Source organism: Priestia sp. 10L35, assembly GCF_056395685.1.
Genome location: NZ_JBFTKA010000003.1, coordinates 489,690 through 504,958, shown reverse-complemented (window position 1 = coordinate 504,958; position 15,269 = coordinate 489,690). Strand labels below are relative to the sequence as shown.

Below are 15,269 nucleotides of genomic sequence, written 5' to 3'. Positions count from 1 at the left end.
ATTTTGACGTAAGGGATGTTTTGAGATGAGCAAAAATAACGTAAAAAAAGAAGTGTTTTCATGGATTAAGTCCATTGTTATTGCATTGGTTATTGTAGTGGGAGTTCGCCATTTTTTATTTGCGCCAACTACAGTTCACGGGGAATCGATGTATCCAACGTTTGAAGATTCAAACCGCGTTATTTTAAATAAAATCAGTGATGTTGATCGCTTTGATATGATTGTATTTCATGCACCGGATGCAGATGAAAATTATATTAAACGTGTCATTGGACTGCCAGGAGATACGGTAGAAATGAAAAACGACGTTCTATATATTAACGGTAAAGCTTATAAAGAGCCGTATTTAAAAGAATCTAAAAAATCTCTTGCACCTAATGAAAAATTCACGGAAGATTTTACGCTTCAAACGCTGCCTGCAACTGATGGCAAAGTGAAGGTACCGAAAAATTCACTGTTTGTAATGGGGGACAACCGTCCTGTAAGTCATGATGGACGAGCATTTGGCTTCATTCCACAAAAATCAGTTATCGGAAAAGTGCAGTTTCGCTACTATCCATTAAATGAAGTAGGCGAACCGAAATAAAAAAAGGAAAAAAGGCTGGCGGAATTTAATTCGCCAGCCTTTTTTATTGGGTTAAAAGAACTGATTTTAAAAAACGATTTGCTTTATGCAAGTTAAACATCTTCTAAGAAATCAGTAAATTAGACCTTGTTTTTTTCTTTGTTTAGGAAATCATAAGGGTGTTTAAAAAGGGACTTCTAGGTGCCTATGTTACTTCAAAGTAAGAGATAGTACTGATAGGTAAGTAGTTTTTATGGGTATACAGATATATGAAGATAAAGAAACAAGGATTTTGGAAAGGAGCAGGTCAGCATGAAAAACGTATTAATCATTAATGGACACGAGTATTGTAAAAAATCAAAAGGAGAGTTAAATCAAACGATTTTTAACGAAATGCAGCATTTACTCGCTGATCAATTTGACATTAAAACAACGGTGGTTGATAAAGGCTACGAAGTAGAAGAAGAAATTGAAAAGTGGCTATGGGCTGATGTTGTGATTATGCAGACGCCTATTTACTGGTTCAGCATTCCCGGAAAGTTTAAGCAATATATTGATCGCGTGTATATGGATAACATTTTCTTTAAAGGCTCCAATCAATACGGGCGAGGCGGCTTATTAACGGGGAAAAAATACATGTTTTCTCTCACGTGGAATGCGCCGGAAGCTATTTTCGACAATGACGAAGCTTTCTATGAAGGAAAAAGTTTAGACGAAGCCATTATGCATTTGCATAAAATGAATCAGTACGTCGGTATGAGTCCATTTCCAACTTACTCTATTCATGACGTAGTCAAACATCCAAACATTGATCACTACAAGCATAAATTAGAAAATCATGTAGCAGAAGTATTTGGAATAGGAGAGCATCAATAAAAATCGATACTACAAAAAACCTGACTGAACAGTCGGGTTTTTTTATTCACTGTGACGCAAAAATCGTAGTCAAAAACAGTTTTTCTTTTTCTTTCTGATCACTAGCGAAATGTCTACAATGGTAAGGAAGAGTTAACCATCAAGTTGCACAATAACTCGACCAGAAGTGGTAATGAAAGCGTAAACATTTTAGTGGGGATCAGTGATAGAATAAATTTAAGCAAGGGGGGAGCAATTGATGCATCTAGATGAAAGGAGCAATTTAATTTTAAAAAGAGTAGTTAGTAATCCAGGTATTTCTAATATGGAATTAGAGAGAAAATATCATCTTTCACGGAGGCAGATTAGCTACAGCTTTACAAAAATTAATGACTGGTTAAAGAGTAACAACTATCCAAAAATTCAGCGAACGAACGGGGGGAATTTTATTATTGATCCTCTTCTAATGGAACTGTTTGCTGAAAAAGTCGAACACTCTGCTGGAAGCTATATTCCGTCTGAAAAAGAAAGAGCTCAATTAGTTTTGCTGATGCTATTAAGCAGCGAAGAAGAATTATCTTTACTTCATTTCTCGAGCTCGCTATCAGTGAGTAAGAATACGATATTAAGAGATATGAAATACACACAAAAACTTGTAAATGATTATAATCTTGAAATTGTTTATTCACGAATGTATGGATACGACATAGTCGGAAGTGAATGGAATAAAAGAAAGCTGCTTATTGAAGTACTGCGGACCGTCTATGACATGTATCAAGGTGAGACGTATATTCAGATGTATACAGGAATTTCAAAGGAAGAAATTCAGAAGTTAAAAGGGCAAATGGAAAAAGTAGAAAAGCGTTTAGCCCTTCAATTTATCGATCAAAAAATAAAACTTCTTCCATATACAATAGCTATTTTGTTAAAAAGAATTAAAAAAGGAAACTTAATTAAAGATCCTTATCATATTGACTATGAAGAATTATCGGATACAAAAGAGTTTGAAGCTGCTGAAATTTTAATTGAAGAAGCTGCTTGTATCCCCAAGGAAGAACGGTTATTTATTACACTACAGCTGCTTACATCTAATGTTCTATCTTCTCAATTTTTAAGAGATGAAGAAACTCTTGAACTAAAATCTTCACTGAAGGATAGTCTTGCATTATTTGAGAAAAAAGCATGTATTACTTTTAAAGAAAAAGAAAAGCTGCTTCAAAAATTAGTGCTGCACATGAAACCCGCTTACTACCGTATTAAATACCAGCTAACTACTAACTATTCAATAATTAAAAAAGTAAGTGAAGAATTTGAAGCCATTCACTATATTGTAAAAGATTCATTAAAGCCTTTTGAAACTTATATTGGCTGCCCTATTCCTGAAAGCGAAGTAATGTTCATTACCGTTTTTATTGGTGGACATTTAATTAACAGTGGCGAAACGATACAGCTGAAAAAGAGAGCGGTTGTTGTTTGTCCTAACGGGGTATCCATTTCACATTTGATGGAGCACACGCTGCGCGATTTATTTCCAGAGTTTTATTTCTACGAAGCTCTTTCAATTCGAGAATTTGAGCAATCAAAAGCAGAATTTGATATGGTATTTTCTCCTGTTCCTGTCCAGACTTCTAAGCATTTATTTATTGTGGAACAATTTATTTCAGATTTTCAAAAGCTGCAGCTTCGGCAGAGAGTCATTCAAACCATATTCGGTTTAAATACATCCGTTGTAAACATTGAACAGTTAATAAGTGTCATTGAAAAATACGCAAAAGTTGATCAAAAGCCTCAACTTCAAAAAGCGCTGCAAGATTATTTTTCTCTCCAAGTATTAAACGAAACAAGTGAAAATCAAGAATACAGTTTAGCAGATTTAATTACACCCGAAACAATTGTGCTGCGCGATCAAGTGGAAAGCTGGAAGGAAGCTATTTCAATAGCCGCTTCCCCGCTTTTACATAAAGGTATTATTACTGAAGCTTATATTGATAAAATGCAGGAACAGTATCCGTCTATATCTCCACATATTGTACTAAGACTTAATGTTGCAATACCTCACGCAAGCCCTGAGGATGGTGTTCAAGCAGTAGGCATGAGCTTACTTAAGTTAAAAGAAGGCTTATTGTGCGGAGAGCAAAAAGTTCATTTTATTGTTGTTATCGCAGCTATTGATAAAAAGAAACATTTAAACGCTATGCTGCAGCTGATGAAGTTAGCGGAAATGAACGGGGTAATAAATGAGATGAAACGGCTAAATGAAAAATACAAAATCTATGAAATAATTAAAACGCACTCTATCTAATCATGGTACAGAATGTATAGCAAGGAGGATACAATCGTGACATTACAGCCTTTTTTAAAAGAAGAGTTATTGAAGTTAAATAGTATATGTAAAGATCAAGCAGATATCTTTGAAATGGTGTACAAAGAGGCATTTGGCAAAGGGTATGTCGGTGAAAACTTTTTGACAAAAATTAAAGAAAGAGAAGCATCTTTTCCGACGGGGCTCCAAATAGGCGATTACAGTGTAGCAATCCCTCATACAGATCCAGAGCACGTTTTTGAACAATTTATTAGTGTGATTACCTTACAAAAACCTGTATCGTTTTATTTAATGGATGATAATACAAAAAAAGTGGATGTGCGCATTGTGCTTCTATTAGGTTTAAACCAGCCTCACACCCAGTTAACAGTACTTCAGGAGCTGATGCAAACAATTCAAGATCAGCAAAAAATAGAGCAATTATTACAGGCTCAAAATCAAAGGGATGTTCAAGCTATTTTTAACGGAGTTGAAAAAATTAGTACAAAAGGGGAGAAGTAAAATGAAAAAGTATACGGTATTAGTAGCGTGCGGAGCGGGAATTGCAACATCAACAGTGGTGTGTGAACGAGTAGAAAATTTATTAAAAGATAACGGCATTAACGCGGAAGTTGTGCAATGTAAAATTGCCGAAGTAGCTTCCCGCCAAGAAGGAGCGGATTTAATTGTATCGACAACAATTTTACCCACAAAGTACAGCATTCCAGCATTAAGCGCAACCTCCTATATCACAGGGATTGGCATGGAAGCACTGGACCAAAAAATAATAGATGCCTTAAATAAAACCTTTGCTAATTAATTAGTCAGAAAATTAAAAATAATAAATCAGGAGCTGAACAAAATGAAAAAATATACGGTATTAGTAGCATGCGGAGCGGGAATTGCAACATCAACAGTGGTGTGTGAACGAGTAGAAAATTTATTAAAAGACAATGGCATTAACGCGGAAGTTGTGCAATGTAAAATTGCCGAAGTAGCTTCTCGCCAAGAAGGAGCGGATTTAATTGTATCGACAACGATTTTACCTACAAAGTACAGCATTCCGGCATTAAGCGCAACCTCCTATATCACAGGGATTGGCATGGAAGCACTAGATCAAAAAATTCTGACGCATTTACAAGCATAGGGATCACGCGTTGCCTCCATTTTAGGAAATGACAAAAGAAAAATGAGGGATGGATATGGATAAACTTCTATCAGGTGTGCAAGCAGTATTAAATCTAGGACCTACAGTTATTTTACCAATTGCCATTTTTATCTTAGGCCTGTTATTTAAAACAGGAGCAAAAAAAGCGTTTAAATCCGGAATTACAATAGGAATTGGTTTTGTCGGCATCAACTTAGTTATTGATTTACTTGTAAAAAACTTAGGACCAGCAGCACAAGCAATGGTTGAACGATTTGGATTAAATCTAACTGTTATCGATACGGGATGGCCTTCTGCCGCTGCAATATCTTGGGCATCTCCCGTTGCAGCTATACTAATTCCTGTTTGCTTGTTTGTAAATATTATTTTGCTTTTGTTAAAACTGACTAAAACGCTTGATATTGATATTTGGAACTATTGGCACTTTATCGCTGCTGGCGCAACAGGATACGTTGTCACAGGAAGCTGGTGGTTTGCAATATTGTGTACCGTTCTGTATGAAATTGCTGTTTTATTTGTAGCAGATAAGACAGCGCCAATGGTTCAAAAATTTTACGGGTTAGAAGGAATTTCTCTTCCTACGGGCTCTACAGCTGCATTTGGACCAATTGGTATTTTGGTAGGTATGGGTGTATCAAGGATTCCAGGGATTAAAAGGTTGAACGCAGATCCCGAATCTATTCAAAAACGTTTTGGTATTTTCGGTGAACCAATGATGATGGGTTTAATCTTAGGGTGTGTAATCGGTATATTAGCAGGCTATGATCTTGGTAAAGTTTTTCAAGTAGGTATTTCAATGGGAGCGGTTATGCTTTTGATGCCTAGAATGGTTAAAATCTTAATGGAAGGACTTATTCCAATTTCTGAAGCAGCTCGTTCTTTTCTTCAAAAACGATATGGTAATCGTGAAATATATATTGGATTAGATGCGGCTCTTGCAGTAGGACATCCATCCGTTATGGCTACAGCACTGTTACTTGTCCCTATTACATTACTTTTAGCTGTCATTCTACCTGGAAATAAAGTATTGCCGTTTGGGGATTTGGCAACCATTCCTTTCTATGTAGCTTTTGTTGTGGGCTCATTAAGAGGGAATATTATACACTCTCTTATTTCGGGCACTGTTATGGTAGCGCTATCACTTTATATGGCAACGAATTTTGCAGATGTGCATACACAAATGTTATCAGGAGCTCAGTTTTCTATGCCAGAAGGTGCAACACAAATTTCAAGTTTAGACATGGGAGGAAACTTATTTAACTGGCTTATTCTTAAATTCTCTCAGCTGTGGGCTTCTATTTTTTAAAATAGGCATAAACAGGAGGTAAGACAATGAAAGCAGCTGTGCTACATGAAAAAAATAAAATCATTTATCAAGATATTGGGATTGATTCCTGCCGAGCGAATGAAGTCAAAATAAAAGTAATGGCAGCAGGAATATGCGGATCGGATACACACAAAATGACAAGCAGATGGAAGTATCCGCTACCTGCCATTATGGGACATGAATTTGCTGGGTATATCGTTGAAAAAGGGGGAAAAGTAGTAGATTTGAACGTTGGAGACAGAGTAGCTGCTATTCCGTTTAAACCGTGCAGCACATGTGAATATTGCCAAAAAGGGCAGTATTCACTATGCGAAAACTACGGAATGATTGGTGCGCAATCATTTGGCGGATTTGCTCAGTATGTCAATATTCCAGCTTCAAATGTTATACAAGTAGGAGAGATGGACTTTGAAGAAGCAGCTATGATAGAACCTTTAGCAGTAGCGCTTCATGGAGTACTTAATATTCATCCGCAAATAGGAGACACTGCAGCAGTCTTTGGAGCAGGAGTCATTGGCATGCTGACGATTCAATGGTTGAAAATTGCGGGTGTAAAAGAAATCATCGCCATCGACATTTCTAGTGAAAAGCTGACAGAAGCGAGGGCCATGGGTTGTGAAAAAGTGATTCATGCCCGTTATGAAAATGTCCTTGAAAAAATCAATGAATATACAAAAGGAAGAGGAGTGGATCTTGCACTCGAATGTGCAGGTTCCACTGTCACTCAAGAGCAGTGCCTGCTTGTTACTTGTAAAAAAGGGAAGGTTGGATATTTAGGTATTGCTTATTCAGATGTGTGTTTATCTGAAGCAGCATTTGAGAGTATTTTTAGAAAAGAGCTTACATTGCAAGGTTTCTGGAACTCTTATTCTGCACCGTTTCCCGGGAAAGAGTGGAAAACAAGCGTTGACTTTATTTTAAATGGAAAGATTAGATTAAAAGAATTAATTTCTCATCGATTTAAGTTAGAAGACACGCAAAAAGCATTTAATATGATTATTAATCGAGAAGAAGCTTATGGAAAAGTGTTAATAATTCCAAATAAGGAGTGAAAAAATGAAGGCAGTCATGAAGGTAGAGCCAGGCTACGATAAGATGCTGTTAAAAACAATCCCTGAATTAGGAGTTCAGAAAAACCAAGTGAAGATTAAAGTAGCGTATACCGGAATATGCGGTACGGATATTCACACGTTTACAGGTCAATATAAAAATTCCCAGACGCCGGTTGTGCTTGGGCATGAGTTTTCCGGTATAGTCGTTGAAGTAGGGGAAGATGTAACAAAAGTAAAAGTTGGCGATAGAGTAACCAGTGAAACAACATTTGTGACGTGCGGAGAGTGTGATTATTGCTTAGAAAAAGACTATAATCTGTGCGCTCATCGAAAAGGGATAGGCACACAAATAAACGGCAGCTTTGCTGAATATGTTATTTCGCGTGAGGAAAGTGTCCATGTGCTGCCAGATACAGTCGACCTAAAAGCAGCTGCTTTAACTGAGCCTCTAGCTTGCTGCGTTCATGCAGCTTTAGAAAAAACGATTGTTAAAAAAGAAGATAAAGTATTAATTTTTGGTCCAGGTCCCATTGGTTTACTGCAAGCACAAGTTGTAAAAGCACAAGGAGCGTTTGTTATATTAGCAGGTATAACAAAAGATCAGAAGCGTTTAGAGTTAGCTAAGTCTTTAGGAATCGACGTAACTGTAGATATCCAAAAAGAAAGCTTAGAAGAAATTGTGCTGACCTATACAAAGGGATACGGTGTTGACAAGTTATTTGAGTGTTCAGGTGCTGTCCAGGCGTTAAACCAAGGGTTGCCTCTGGTTAAGAAAAAAGGAACGTTTGTACAAGTAGGAATTTTCTCCGAAAAATTAAACCTTTTAGATCAAGAATCTATCATCCAAAGAGAAATTACATATATTGGAACGCGTTCTCAGAAACCAAGTTCTTGGCATATTGCTTTAAAACTTCTTGAGGAAAAGAAAATTAATACAGAGAAAATGATCACTAAAATTGTACCTCTTGATTATTGGCGTCAAGGATTCGAAGCCGTTCTATCAGGTAATGAAATAAAAGTGCTTGTTCAGTCGTAGAAACGAACTATATAAATAATGTAAATCAGGGAGGGAGGAAGTGTGAAAGATACCCAAATGGAAGCAGGTTTATATTGTAACAGTTGCAAAGAAGAGCTTCCTCACCACGTTTATTATATTAACGGCAAAATTGTACGCGTAGAGTGTCAAGAATGTAGGCGTACAATGGTATTTAAAGTTGATGTTTTGAAAGAGTTCTATAAAGAGGTCTACAAGCGTGTCTTTACTAAACCTAACCGAGTATCAAAAGAATATAAAAAAGATATAAATAGATTTTTAACTGGAATTCCGATAAGGTTAGTGAGCAAGCCTTATCGTCTAATGAAAGATTTTAATGAATCCATGCATACTATTCACCGTTACAAAAAACGAACTGCTAGAAAATAAAGGGCCGGTTGCCTGTTGTTATAGCTGGTGCATCAATGCATTTTTTCTAGCTACATAAAAAAGCAGCTTTCTATACATGTATAGAAAGCTGCTTTTTTACGTGACAGTTTCAAACTTCAGGGTGTGAGGTGGGATAGTTTTTGTTTACCCGTCTATATCTAAATAAAACAATCTAAATGATAATGAAGTAGAAATTATTTATTCCGTTTGTTTATAAATTGTTTAAATATAAGAAGAAGCAGTTTAGCTTTGGAAAATAAGGGAAGAAGTATACTAACTTGCCTGTGTATATTTAGAAAAGGAGGGATAAAGATGTCGTTAGCTCATTTTGATGATATTTCAGAAATTTGCTATGCATGTGAAAAACAGCCTCTTGGGAAAAGACAAAAACGCATTGGCGTATGGACGGAAAAAGAAATGAGAAAGCCTGTTGAAGAGAGAGTAGAAAATCAGAAGGTGGTCGCCCTTTCTCGTTAATGTAAAAAAGCCTTTAGCTCATCTAAAGGCTTTTTTACATATTGGCGTTTGGACATGTGTGAAGGGTCATAGAAGCAATCGTTATAAATCTTCTAGTCTTTGAACTTTTTTGCCTTCTATTTTATGCTGTTCCATTGTTTCTTTTAACTCTTTGTTCGCCGTTGTCATCGTTGTTTCATTTGTTACGCCCATAAATGACCAGCCGTGAGATTCAAGCCAGTACTTGAATTCCCGCAAAAACTCTTCCTGCGTTCCTCCCGTATGATAAAAAGCTCCTTGAATTGTAATAGCCGGTTTCTCCGTGTTATACGTCACATACATTTTATTTGCACACATCCGAATAGACCTCCTCTATTAATAAACAAACGTAAATTGACAAAGAAGCGCTGAATCATCCCTCAATAGTTACACTATTTCTCTATTTGACTGCTGTTTTCCTTTTTATCTCTGCGATTAATCATAATAAAATCAAGTTTTTTACAGAAAGAGGAATGTAAGTAAACACATAAAAAGCTCGTTTCGCAATCAAACCGTCATATTTCTACATATTCTTTAAGGGTCATGTAAAAGTTGTAACATAATGAATGGCACTGTAAGAAACTTAATCCAATTAGAACAAATGTTACTGTTTTTTTTAATGAAAAGGCGAATCTATGTGCTAAGGTAATAACAGGTTCAAATTTTAGGAGGTAGTTTTTGTGAGTAAAAAACGTGTAAAAAAATGGGCAGTTGCTTCTGCAGCGTCTGTAGCATTTCTAGCAAGTCAAGGAACAGCATCAGCAGCAGCTTCGCACAAAGTCGTAAAAGGAGATACCTTGTGGGGGCTTGGCCAACAAAATGGGGTTACGGTAGATGAGCTAAAAGGTGCTAATAACCGCCAAAACGACATGATTTACGTTGGAGAAACATTAACGATTCCTGACCAGGGACAAGCACAACCTGCCGCTAGTCCGGCAACATCTGTACATACAGTAGCACAAGGCGAAACGTTATATCATATTGCAACACAAAACGGCATGACTGTGGATCAGTTAAAAGCTGTTAACGGTTTACAAAGTGATATCATTACCATCGGACAAACGTTAAAACTTCAAGGAGAAGCACCGGCGCCGGCACAAACTGCTCCGTCTACATCGGTTTCTGCACAAGATCAAGATTTACTAGCAAGATTAGTAGAGGCAGAAGCAAAAGGTGAGCCGTACCAAGGAAAAGTAGCGGTAGCAATTGTGGTATTAAACCGTGTAGCTTCACCGGAATTTCCAAATAACATTCACGACGTTATTTATCAGCAGCTAGGAAACGGCGTATATCAATTTTCACCAGTAGCAAACGGCGCAATTAATCAGCCTGCATCAGAAGAATCAAAACAAGCGGTAAGCGAAGCATTATCAAACCCGCATGAAAACGATGCGCTGTTTTTCTATAATCCGAAAATCGCTGAAAGCCAATGGGTTGCAACGCAGCAAGTAACGGCAGTTATCGGAAACCATGTATTTGCAAAATAAGTAGATTTCTTTCAAATATAAACATATATTTCATATATATGTAATGTTGATACAGAGAGACTGCCACAAAAGTATTTTGCTTAAAGTTAAATCTGAACCATTAATCGTTATTAATGGTTCGGATTTTTTTGTTGTTATGGTAAACGCAGATTTCATATATGTAGTGGTTTCTAGCTGTTAATTGGAGGGCAAGGCGAAGACTCCTGCGAAAAAAGCGGAAAGCGAGAAGCCTTGCACGGAAATCAAGATCGGCGTACCAAGCGATCCATACGAGTTAATGTATCTAATTTATTCATCTTTAGATTAATACAGTTATGTCTCAATCCTCTTTTAGATGAAGAAAGAAATAGCTATTTTTTAAGTCTAATTGAACCTTAAAATACCTTAACAGATCCATCTGTTAAGGTATTTTTTTGCTTAAATTTTGAGAAAACCATTGATTATTTAGAGAATAATGATATGATAAAGAAAGTCAATTGATAATGATAATCATTTACATGTGATGAAGGAGGAGATAACTAGACTTATAGAGGGAAGAAAGGAGTAAGGAAAGTTGAAGTTTTATCAGTTAATTCTTGTGTTTGCTGTACTAGCAGTTTCGTCTCTTTTTATAGGCGTACAAGATCTGTCAGCGACGGATCTCTTTCATTTAACAAAAGAAGAAAGTCAAACGCTGTTTTTTAGTCGTTTTCCTAGGCTTTTGAGCATTATTATGGCAGGAATGAGCCTTAGTATTTGCGGATTAATTATGCAGCAAATTACGCGAAATAAGTTTGTATCTCCAACAACGGCAGGAACGATGGACTGGGCAAGACTTGGTGTGTTGATTTCTCTACTAGTATTTGCTTCAGCAAGTCCTCTATTAAAAATGAGCATTGCTTTCATTTTCTCACTGGCGGGCAATCTATTGTTTATGAGAATACTAGACAGAATTAAATTTAACGATACGATTTATATTCCACTAGTCGGTTTAATGCTCGGCAGTATCGTAAGTTCCTTAGCTACCTTCATCGCCTACAAATACGATTTGATTCAAAACCTTTCTTCATGGCTGCAAGGCGACTTTTCGCTAGTAGTCAAAGGGAGATATGAACTTTTATACCTGAGTATACCGCTCGTAATAATTGCTTATCTTTACGCAGATAAGTTCACGGTTGCTGGTATGGGAGAAAGCTTTTCAATCAATTTAGGCGTGAAATACAAACAAATCGTAAACATTGGATTAGTCATTGTTTCGCTTATTACGTCGATTACGATTTTGACCGTTGGCATGCTGCCTTTTTTAGGATTAATCATTCCAAATATCGTATCGATTTACCGTGGAGATCATTTGCGAAAAAGCCTGCCTCATACAGCGCTGCTTGGAGCTGTGTTCGTACTGGCGTGCGATATTTTAGGCAGAGTCATTATTTTCCCTTATGAAATCTCTATTGGGCTAATGGTCGGTGTAATAGGAAGTGCGATCTTTCTTTTTATGCTGATAAGGAGAGGTCGTTATGCATAACAAACATAAAATCATCATTCTCGCCGCGCTGGCCGTTTTATCAGTGGCACTGTTTATCAGCTACGATTTAGGCTACTGGCAGTACACGCTGCCGCGAAGAATTGAAAAAGTTGTTGCGATTGTTTTAACCGGAGGAGCCATTGCTTTTTCATCCGTTATCTTTCAAACAATTACTAATAATCGAATTCTAACTCCTAGTATTCTAGGACTGGATTCACTGTATTTATTTCTGCAAACGTTTATTGTGTACATCTTTGGCTCGACGAATATTGTCATCATGAACAAAAATCTTAACTTTCTTCTTTGCGTTTCGCTGATGATTATCTTTTCGGTCTTGCTTTACATACTGATGTTCAAAAAAGCCGGTAAGAATATTTTCTTTATTTTACTGGTTGGAATTGTGTTCGGCACGTTATTTAAAAGCATGTCTTCATTTATGGAAATGCTGATCGATCCGAATGAATTTCAAGTTGTACAAGATAAATCATTTGCAAGCTTTAACAATGTTAATACCGATTTGCTATACATAGCAGCCGTCATATTTATCCTGCTTGGCATTTACGTGTGGCGCTTTACATCCATTTTTGATGTCCTGTCGCTTGGAAGAGAACATGCGGTAAATTTAGGTATTGATTATGACGGGCTCGTCAAAAAAATGCTGATTGTGATCGCCATTTTTGTCTCAGTGGCTACAGCGTTAGTTGGGCCGATTACCTTTCTTGGACTGCTTGTTGTGAACCTTGCGAGAGAGCTGTTCAAAACGTACAAGCACACCTATTTAATGATGGGATCACTGCTGCTTAGTGTTATAGCTCTCGTCGGAGGAGAATTTATCGTTGAAAAAGTGTTCACCTTCAGCACCACGCTGAGCGTCATCATTGACTTTGCCGGCGGAATTTACTTTATTTATTTGCTGCTAAAGGAGAATAAATCATGGTAGAAGTAACAAATGTCAGTAAAACATACGGAGAAAAAACCGTTTTAGAAAAAACATCCGTCGTGATTCCAAAAGGGAAAATCACGTCATTTATCGGTCCAAACGGAGCGGGGAAAAGTACGCTGCTTTCAATTATGAGCCGTCTCATTAAAGCCGACTCAGGATCAATATCAATAGAAGGAAAAAATATAGAGAATATTGACAGCTCAGATTTAGCCAAAAAAATGAGCATTTTAAAACAGTCCAATCAGCTGAATATCAGGCTTAGCGTACGTGAACTCGTCAATTTTGGAAGGTTTCCTTATTCAAAAGGCCGGTTAACAAAAAGTGATGAACAAGCGGTTAATCAGGCGCTAAGTTATATGAAGCTTGAAAGTATTCAAGACAAATACTTGGATGAACTGAGCGGGGGACAGTGTCAGCGGGCCTTTATCGCTATGGTCATCGCACAGGACACGGAGTATATTTTCTTAGATGAACCGCTCAATAACTTAGATATGAAGCATTCTGTTGAAATTATGAAGCTGTTGAAACGTCTCGTAGAAGACTTAGGCAAAACGATTGTAATTGTCATTCACGATATTAATTTTGCGTCTGTTTATTCGGATTATATTGTGGCACTTAAAAACGGTGAAGTAATCTGTGAAGGCCCAACAGAAACCATCATTCAAACGTCTGTATTAAAGGATATATACGATATGGATATTCCAATCGAAACGGTTAACGGACAGCGTATTTGCGTGTATTTTTCATAAAATTTATTCATGAGGTGACGAAAGTGAAAAAAGTGTTAGTAATGTTTGCAGCAGTCTTAACTGCGATTGTTGTAGCCGCTTGCGGTAATCAAGGAGCAAAAGAAACAACAGGTGGAGAAAGTAAGCAAAAAGAGACGGTAACAGTAACCGATCAGTTCAATAAAGACGGAATTAAAATTAAGAAAAACCCTAAAAAAGTTGTAGTATTCAGCATGGGTGCACTTGATACACTAGATAAACTAGGGGTTGAAGTGGCGGGCTTGCCAAAACAAGCGATTCCTGAGTATTTATCAAAGTATCAAGATGATAAGTATGCGAATGTAGGTGGCTTAAAAGAACCTGATTTCGAAAAAATTGCAGAATTAAAGCCAGACTTAATTATTATTCAAGGCCGCCAAGCAGATTCATTTGATGAATTTTCAAAAATTGCGCCGACGATCTATATCGATACAGACAACCAGCACTATGTGAAGTCATTTAAAGAAAACACAAAAGTACTAGGACAAATTTTTAATAAAGAAGATCAAGCGAAAAAAGAGCTAGCAGCAATTGATAAGCAAATTGCAGATTTGAAAAAACAAGCGGACAAACTAGATAAAAAAGCGCTTGTAATGATGGCAAATGACAGCAAAATGACAGCGTTTGGTCCGGGTTCTAAATACGGATTAATCCACGACGTATTCGGTATTAAAGCAGCAGACGACAGTTTAGATCCATCCGCTAAGCACGGTCAAAGCATTTCATACGAATATTTAGTTAAGCAAAATCCAGACTACTTATTCGTCGTTGACCGCGGTGCAGCGATTGGTGAAAAATCATCCGCTAAACAAATTGTTGAAAATGAGTACGTAAAAGAAGTCAATGCGGTGAAAAACAATCACGTTGTGTATCTGGATCCAGGCCTTTGGTATTTATCTGGAGGAGGCCTTGAGTCAATGGCTGGCATGATTAAAGAAATCAAAGCAGGGATAGAGAAGTAATAGAGAAAAGACAGACTGAGACAAAAGTATTTTAGTTGAAAGTAAATCCGAATGATTAATCAAATCATTCGGATTTTTTTATTGTTGTGGAAAGAATATAGGTTTCATATCTGTAGCTGCTTCTAGCTGTTGATTGAAGTGATTAGTTATATCTCACTCTCATTTTTTGGTGAACATTTTTCTGTCTGGCAGTGGTTTTAACTATAAAACGTTATAAACTGAACGAATACTAAAGAGCAAAGCGCAGGTATTTTCTTCTCTTTAGGTGTCTTTCTACTTATTAAATTAAGTTTATTAATAGGTGATTTTATCCATTTTCGTTCCAGAAGGAAAAAGATACAAGTTTAGTGATTAATTGAATAGCGAGAGGGAACGGAAAAAAGAGGAAAGAATCTCTAAAAGGAATTTAGTATATTAAA

General features: G+C 36.8%; 17 protein-coding genes. 16 read left to right on the top strand and 1 reads right to left on the bottom strand.

Translation table 11 applies throughout. The annotated features are described in order from the left end of the window. Positions 1–25 precede the first annotated feature (25 nt). From lepB to AC1DEF_RS13655, 11 genes are all read left to right on the top strand, one after another. On the top strand, positions 26–586 hold the full coding sequence (lepB, locus tag AC1DEF_RS13705) for a signal peptidase I (RefSeq protein WP_025751067.1): 561 nt from the start codon (positions 26–28) through the stop codon (positions 584–586). Positions 587–877: 291 nt separating this feature from the next. Beyond that, a complete protein-coding gene (locus tag AC1DEF_RS13700; RefSeq protein WP_097822776.1) occupies positions 878–1,441 on the top strand; it encodes an NAD(P)H-dependent oxidoreductase in 564 nt (187 codons plus the stop codon). Positions 1,442–1,679: 238 nt separating this feature from the next. Continuing rightward, positions 1,680–3,722 carry a BglG family transcription antiterminator gene (locus AC1DEF_RS13695; protein ID WP_097822775.1) on the top strand — a complete coding sequence of 681 codons (2,043 nt, stop codon included), beginning with the start codon at positions 1,680–1,682 and terminating at the stop codon, positions 3,720–3,722. A gap of 36 nt (positions 3,723–3,758) precedes the next feature. Further along, positions 3,759–4,244 (top strand): PTS sugar transporter subunit IIA, encoded by a 486-nt coding sequence (locus AC1DEF_RS13690; protein ID WP_097822774.1) that lies wholly within the window; start codon positions 3,759–3,761, stop codon positions 4,242–4,244. 1 nt (position 4,245) lies between these two features. Further along, positions 4,246–4,542, top strand: coding sequence for a PTS sugar transporter subunit IIB (locus AC1DEF_RS13685; RefSeq protein ID WP_097822773.1), 297 nt, complete (start codon positions 4,246–4,248; stop codon positions 4,540–4,542). A gap of 42 nt (positions 4,543–4,584) precedes the next feature. Further along, a complete protein-coding gene (locus AC1DEF_RS13680; protein WP_050691017.1) occupies positions 4,585–4,869 on the top strand; it encodes a PTS sugar transporter subunit IIB in 285 nt (94 codons plus the stop codon). Between the two features lie 55 nt (positions 4,870–4,924). Beyond that, complete coding sequence (locus tag AC1DEF_RS13675; protein ID WP_097822772.1) at positions 4,925–6,196, top strand: PTS galactitol transporter subunit IIC; 1,272 nt, start codon at positions 4,925–4,927, stop codon at positions 6,194–6,196. Positions 6,197–6,222: 26 nt separating this feature from the next. Next, entirely contained in the window at positions 6,223–7,269 is a 1,047-nt protein-coding gene (locus AC1DEF_RS13670) for a galactitol-1-phosphate 5-dehydrogenase (RefSeq protein WP_097822771.1), read from the top strand. A gap of 4 nt (positions 7,270–7,273) precedes the next feature. Then, a complete protein-coding gene (locus tag AC1DEF_RS13665) occupies positions 7,274–8,305 on the top strand; it encodes a zinc-binding dehydrogenase (RefSeq protein WP_097822770.1) in 1,032 nt (343 codons plus the stop codon). Positions 8,306–8,347: 42 nt separating this feature from the next. Further along, positions 8,348–8,692, top strand: a complete 345-nt coding sequence (locus AC1DEF_RS13660; RefSeq protein WP_013057895.1) for a hypothetical protein — start codon at positions 8,348–8,350, stop codon at positions 8,690–8,692. 312 nt (positions 8,693–9,004) lie between these two features. Continuing rightward, positions 9,005–9,169, top strand: coding sequence for a hypothetical protein (locus tag AC1DEF_RS13655; RefSeq protein WP_013057894.1), 165 nt, complete (start codon positions 9,005–9,007; stop codon positions 9,167–9,169). A gap of 81 nt (positions 9,170–9,250) precedes the next feature. Here AC1DEF_RS13655 and AC1DEF_RS13650 read toward each other — a convergent pair whose 3' ends face one another. Beyond that, the gene (locus AC1DEF_RS13650; RefSeq protein ID WP_013057893.1) at positions 9,251–9,505 is read right to left on the bottom strand and encodes a hypothetical protein; all 255 of its coding nucleotides are present in this window, start codon (positions 9,503–9,505) and stop codon (positions 9,251–9,253) included. A gap of 362 nt (positions 9,506–9,867) precedes the next feature. Here AC1DEF_RS13650 and AC1DEF_RS13645 point away from each other — a divergent pair, with 362 nt between their 5' ends. The 5 genes from AC1DEF_RS13645 (at position 9,868) to AC1DEF_RS13625 (ending at position 14,850) form a co-directional block, all read left to right on the top strand. Then, positions 9,868–10,674, top strand: coding sequence for a cell wall hydrolase (locus AC1DEF_RS13645; RefSeq protein ID WP_097822769.1), 807 nt, complete (start codon positions 9,868–9,870; stop codon positions 10,672–10,674). Positions 10,675–11,227: 553 nt separating this feature from the next. Further along, a complete protein-coding gene (locus AC1DEF_RS13640) occupies positions 11,228–12,178 on the top strand; it encodes an ABC transporter permease (protein WP_097822768.1) in 951 nt (316 codons plus the stop codon). Beyond that, positions 12,171–13,118: an iron chelate uptake ABC transporter family permease subunit gene (locus AC1DEF_RS13635; protein WP_097822767.1), complete on the top strand. Its 948-nt coding sequence runs from the start codon at positions 12,171–12,173 to the stop codon at positions 13,116–13,118. Before AC1DEF_RS13640 ends, AC1DEF_RS13635 begins: the two co-directional genes overlap by 8 nt. Then, positions 13,112–13,870: an iron ABC transporter ATP-binding protein gene (locus AC1DEF_RS13630; protein WP_097822766.1), complete on the top strand. Its 759-nt coding sequence runs from the start codon at positions 13,112–13,114 to the stop codon at positions 13,868–13,870. Before AC1DEF_RS13635 ends, AC1DEF_RS13630 begins: the two co-directional genes overlap by 7 nt. Before the next feature lie 23 nt (positions 13,871–13,893). After that, positions 13,894–14,850 carry a siderophore ABC transporter substrate-binding protein gene (locus AC1DEF_RS13625; RefSeq protein WP_043981408.1) on the top strand — a complete coding sequence of 319 codons (957 nt, stop codon included), beginning with the start codon at positions 13,894–13,896 and terminating at the stop codon, positions 14,848–14,850. Positions 14,851–15,269 lie beyond the last annotated feature (419 nt).

What these genes read in the sequence shown, in the direction of transcription:
- AC1DEF_RS13650 (WP_013057893.1), bottom strand. Translation starts at nt 9,505, where the DNA reads ATGTGTGCAAATAAAATGTATGTGACGTATAACACGGAGAAACCGGCT.
- AC1DEF_RS13655 (WP_013057894.1), top strand. Translation starts at nt 9,005, where the DNA reads ATGTCGTTAGCTCATTTTGATGATATTTCAGAAATTTGCTATGCATGT.
- AC1DEF_RS13630 (WP_097822766.1), top strand. Translation starts at nt 13,112, where the DNA reads ATGGTAGAAGTAACAAATGTCAGTAAAACATACGGAGAAAAAACCGTT.
- AC1DEF_RS13675 (WP_097822772.1), top strand. Translation starts at nt 4,925, where the DNA reads ATGGATAAACTTCTATCAGGTGTGCAAGCAGTATTAAATCTAGGACCT.
- AC1DEF_RS13670 (WP_097822771.1), top strand. Translation starts at nt 6,223, where the DNA reads ATGAAAGCAGCTGTGCTACATGAAAAAAATAAAATCATTTATCAAGAT.
- AC1DEF_RS13680 (WP_050691017.1), top strand. Translation starts at nt 4,585, where the DNA reads ATGAAAAAATATACGGTATTAGTAGCATGCGGAGCGGGAATTGCAACA.
- AC1DEF_RS13635 (WP_097822767.1), top strand. Translation starts at nt 12,171, where the DNA reads ATGCATAACAAACATAAAATCATCATTCTCGCCGCGCTGGCCGTTTTA.
- lepB (WP_025751067.1), top strand. Translation starts at nt 26, where the DNA reads ATGAGCAAAAATAACGTAAAAAAAGAAGTGTTTTCATGGATTAAGTCC.
- AC1DEF_RS13685 (WP_097822773.1), top strand. Translation starts at nt 4,246, where the DNA reads ATGAAAAAGTATACGGTATTAGTAGCGTGCGGAGCGGGAATTGCAACA.
- AC1DEF_RS13665 (WP_097822770.1), top strand. Translation starts at nt 7,274, where the DNA reads ATGAAGGCAGTCATGAAGGTAGAGCCAGGCTACGATAAGATGCTGTTA.
- AC1DEF_RS13700 (WP_097822776.1), top strand. Translation starts at nt 878, where the DNA reads ATGAAAAACGTATTAATCATTAATGGACACGAGTATTGTAAAAAATCA.
- AC1DEF_RS13695 (WP_097822775.1), top strand. Translation starts at nt 1,680, where the DNA reads ATGCATCTAGATGAAAGGAGCAATTTAATTTTAAAAAGAGTAGTTAGT.